This is a genomic window from Anaerovibrio lipolyticus, assembly GCF_021531495.1.
GTDB lineage: Bacteria > Bacillota > Negativicutes > Selenomonadales > Selenomonadaceae > Anaerovibrio.
This window is the reverse complement of the sequence record NZ_JADYTY010000058.1, coordinates 1-3,646: the sequence shown is the minus strand read 5'-3', so window position 1 is coordinate 3,646 and position 3,646 is coordinate 1. Positions and strand designations below refer to the sequence as shown.

At 28.9% G+C, this 3,646-nt stretch carries 5 protein-coding genes; all 5 read left to right on the top strand.

The window, feature by feature from the left end:
* Window positions 1-958 (top strand): glycosyltransferase family protein (locus I6E26_RS10900; protein ID WP_235321892.1); only part of this gene is annotated, 958 nt, incomplete at its 5' end.
* A gap of 308 nt (window positions 959-1,266) precedes the next feature.
* Window positions 1,267-2,061: a class I SAM-dependent methyltransferase gene (locus I6E26_RS10895; protein ID WP_235321891.1), complete on the top strand. Its 795-nt coding sequence runs from the start codon at window positions 1,267-1,269 to the stop codon at window positions 2,059-2,061.
* A 3-nt stretch (window positions 2,062-2,064) separates the two neighbouring features.
* A complete protein-coding gene (locus I6E26_RS10890; RefSeq protein WP_235321890.1) occupies window positions 2,065-3,003 on the top strand; it encodes a hypothetical protein in 939 nt (312 codons plus the stop codon).
* 142 nt (window positions 3,004-3,145) lie between these two features.
* Window positions 3,146-3,268, top strand: coding sequence for a hypothetical protein (locus I6E26_RS11270; RefSeq protein ID WP_268824896.1), 123 nt, complete (start codon window positions 3,146-3,148; stop codon window positions 3,266-3,268).
* 47 nt (window positions 3,269-3,315) lie between these two features.
* A complete protein-coding gene (locus I6E26_RS10885) occupies window positions 3,316-3,600 on the top strand; it encodes a DUF262 domain-containing protein (RefSeq protein ID WP_235321889.1) in 285 nt (94 codons plus the stop codon).
* The last annotated feature ends 46 nt before the right edge of the window (window positions 3,601-3,646 follow it).

Genomic DNA, 3,646 nt, shown 5'->3' with positions numbered 1-3,646 from the left:
TGTCTCTATTATACCCCTATTGGGGCTATGTGAAATTCTCATCTTGACTTGCTCTATTTTTATTCTAACATCAGATAGTGTAATATATACTGCTAATAAATCAGCAATAAAAAGATATCCTAATGCATATTTTTATATTGCCGATAATGAGTCTAAAAATATTTTAGAAAAGGAGTATCATGTAAATCCTCAAAGAATCAAAAATATTGCCTATTTTTCTGGAGTTAGGGCAAAAAAAGAAGTTAAAGAAAATAATATTGTTTTTATTGGAAGCAAATTTGTTTCTTCAGGGCCTAATTATCTTACGCAATTCTTGCAAGAAAAACCCTCCTTGGAAGAAAAGGAAGAATTTCAGAGAGCATTAGATTGTTTAAAAGAATATCCTTTTGCAACCTTGGAAAATTTTGTTCAAGCAGGAGTCATTACTTTTGATAAAGTTTTTAAATATTTTAATATAAAGTATTTTTTGATGATGTTGAGCACAGAAAAAAGAATTAATATTCTAGATGCAATTTCCGGATTTGGTTTAAAATTGTATGGAACCCCGAATTGGATAAGCGAGTATTTTTATAGGTCTAGGCTTTCATTATCATTTTCAGATAAAAAGGTATATAGTTTGGAAGATACTGAGCGAATATACAATTCTGCAAAAATAGGAATATCAATTGGTCATTTACAGGCTAAAGCAGGCTTTCCATGGAGAGTATTAGATATATTGAATAGTAATGCTTGCCTTGTTTCGGATTTTCATGAAGATTTTAATAGAGTTTTCCCTAAAGATTTATTCCCTATATATAATGATGAATACGAAGCGAGAAAAATATGTGAATATTTGCTAAAAGATGAGAAGGCACGTCTTAATATTGTAAAACATTCTCAGGAATTTGTGAAAATTCATTTTGATGTGCACACTTTTTGGGAAGGAGTTGAAAAAATGGTTTCTGTTCAATTACTATAATTTTTCCGTATAAAGGAGTAGTGTAAAGTTATAATTTTAGTGGTTATAAAGAAAGTAGAATAAATATTATTTTATTATGGAAACTGGCTATGAAAAGTCAAGTATAATTTAGGAAAAACTATTTGTATTTTCTAGATAGGTATGATGTAGAAAATATTGTCTGGAGATGCACATAATTTCCTGTGTCGTTGGGCACATTAATATGGTGAGTAAATATAAATTTTATGCTCTTTTAACATACGCGATACAGGAAATATATGTAAAGTTATATTGAGATGGTGCTTGTAATTTTGGAGAGGGCGATATAAGTGCGAGATATAAACGATTATACAAAAAAATATATAAAAAGTGATTTTGAAAATAATTATCAGGTAAAATATCGCAAAAAAAAAGTATTAGAGGAAATAAATAAATATGAACACAATAGTATTTTAGAGATTGGGTGTGGACTAAATTCCCTAGCTGAGAATGTAGATGATTATCAATTTTTTACGGTAGTAGAGCCATCGGAAATTTTTATAAATAATGCAAGGTATTCCTTGGAGCAACAGAGCACTTTAAAAAGTGATAAAGTTGAATTTTACAAAGGGTTATTTCCAGAAGAGGTTATAGATTATATATCCGAAAAAAAATATGATTTTATTGTGCTTTCCTCATTATTGCACGAAATGGAAGAACCTGAAAAAATTCTAGATGGTATTTTAGTTGTATCTGATAATAAAACGGTTATACATATTAATGTCCCGAATGCCTATTCCTTGCATAGATTGTTAGCATATGAAGCAGGCATTATTGAAAATATTGAAGCATTTAGTGAAAGAAATATATCTTATCAACAACATAGTGTTTTTTCATTAGAATCGTTAATTATGCTTCTCAATAATTGGGCAAATAATCAAAATCTAAGTATAGAATTATTGAATCATGGAAGTTACTTTGTAAAGCCTTTTAGTCATAGTCAGATGGAGATAATGATAAAAGCAAATATTATTGATGCAAAGATTATTAATGGTTTTGATAGGTTAATTAAATATATGCCAAATTTTGGATCAGAAATTTTTGTTAATTTTAGGATAAAGAAAAGTAACTATATGGGGAAATAATAAATGAAAATAAAAGAAGTAAGTTGTGAAGAATATCAAAATTTATTCCAATCAAAAATAATTTTTGATAGTGCAGATTTTGTTGAATTAAATAAGTACAAAGTTGAACAGGTGCATTATTATGTATTTTTTGATAGAAGAAAACGTTTTGGGTTAGCAGTTGGGGAAGAAAGAGGAAATTTTTATATCCCGTTTTCAGCTCCTTTTGGCATTATAGAACCAATAAGAAAACATTGGGATATACACATGTTGGAGGATAGTATTAGATTATTAGATGAATATATAAAGGAAAAAAATATAAAAAGAATAAGATTTATATTACCACCGCCATTTTATGAAAAAAAAGTTGTCGCTGCTATGCAGAATATTTTGTTTAGATGTGATTATAGATTATTATGGCAGGATCTTAGCTATGCTTTTAATCTAGGTGCAATTACAGAAAGGAATTATACAGTAGGGTTATCTCAAGCAGCAAAAAAAAACTTACGTATAGCCAAGGAAAGTGGGTTAATAATAAAAAGGTGCGAAACAGAAAAGGAAAAAGAACTATCCTATAATGTAATAGCAGCAAATCGAAAAGAAAAAGGTTACCCGCTTAGAATGAGCTGGGAGCAGGTTAGTCAAACTAAAAAAATAATATCACATGATTTTTTTGTAGTATACAAAGATAAGATTGCTATTGCATCGGCTATTGTATTTCGAGTGTGCAATGATGTGGCCCAGGTTATTTACTGGGGAAATATATCTAAATATAATAATTATAAGTCCATAAATTATTTAGCATATGAACTGATTAAATACTATAAGAAAGAAGGTTTTGATTATTTGGATATAGGACCTTCTTCAGAATGTGGTATTCCTAATTATGGATTGTGTGATTTCAAAGATAGTATAGGCTGTGAGTTGTCTGTAAAATGTTGTTTTGAAAAAAGCTTCGAGTAGGTGAGTCTGTGGCGATGATAGTAAGTATTTTATAAAATTAGTACATATTGAAAATATGAAAAAGTGGTAGAAGGTATTTTTCTATCTAGAGTCGTGTATGAAAATAGAAGTTTAATAGTAGATTATGTTTTGGGGTGTTATTATGGAAGATAAAAACAAAATTAAAAATTTAGAAATCGAGATTGAAAATCAGCAACGTAATGTTTCTTATGACACTAAAGAATACACTATAGAAATAATAGTAAGCAAGTATCAAAAAAATTAGAAGATGGAAAAAATGAGTTTTCTGTTCCAGATTATCAGAGAGAATTTGTGTGGGATGAAATTAGACAGTCAAGGTTTATAGAGTACCTAATTATAGGATTACCGATTCCATATATTTTTCTGGCCGAAACTAATAGCGGAAGATACGAAATAGTTGATGGCTCACAGAGAATACGTACTTTATGTGCTTATTTGAATGATGAATTAAAACTTAACAAATTGGAGAAAATACCAGCATTAAACAAGCTTAGATTTTCAGATTTGGAATTATCAAGACAAAGAAAATTTAAAAATACTTCATTAAAAATAGGGTGTGTCAAGAACTTTGTGTAAAAAAGTTTAGTAGATTACATCATAGTGCTTCATGAGTTTCGCCATA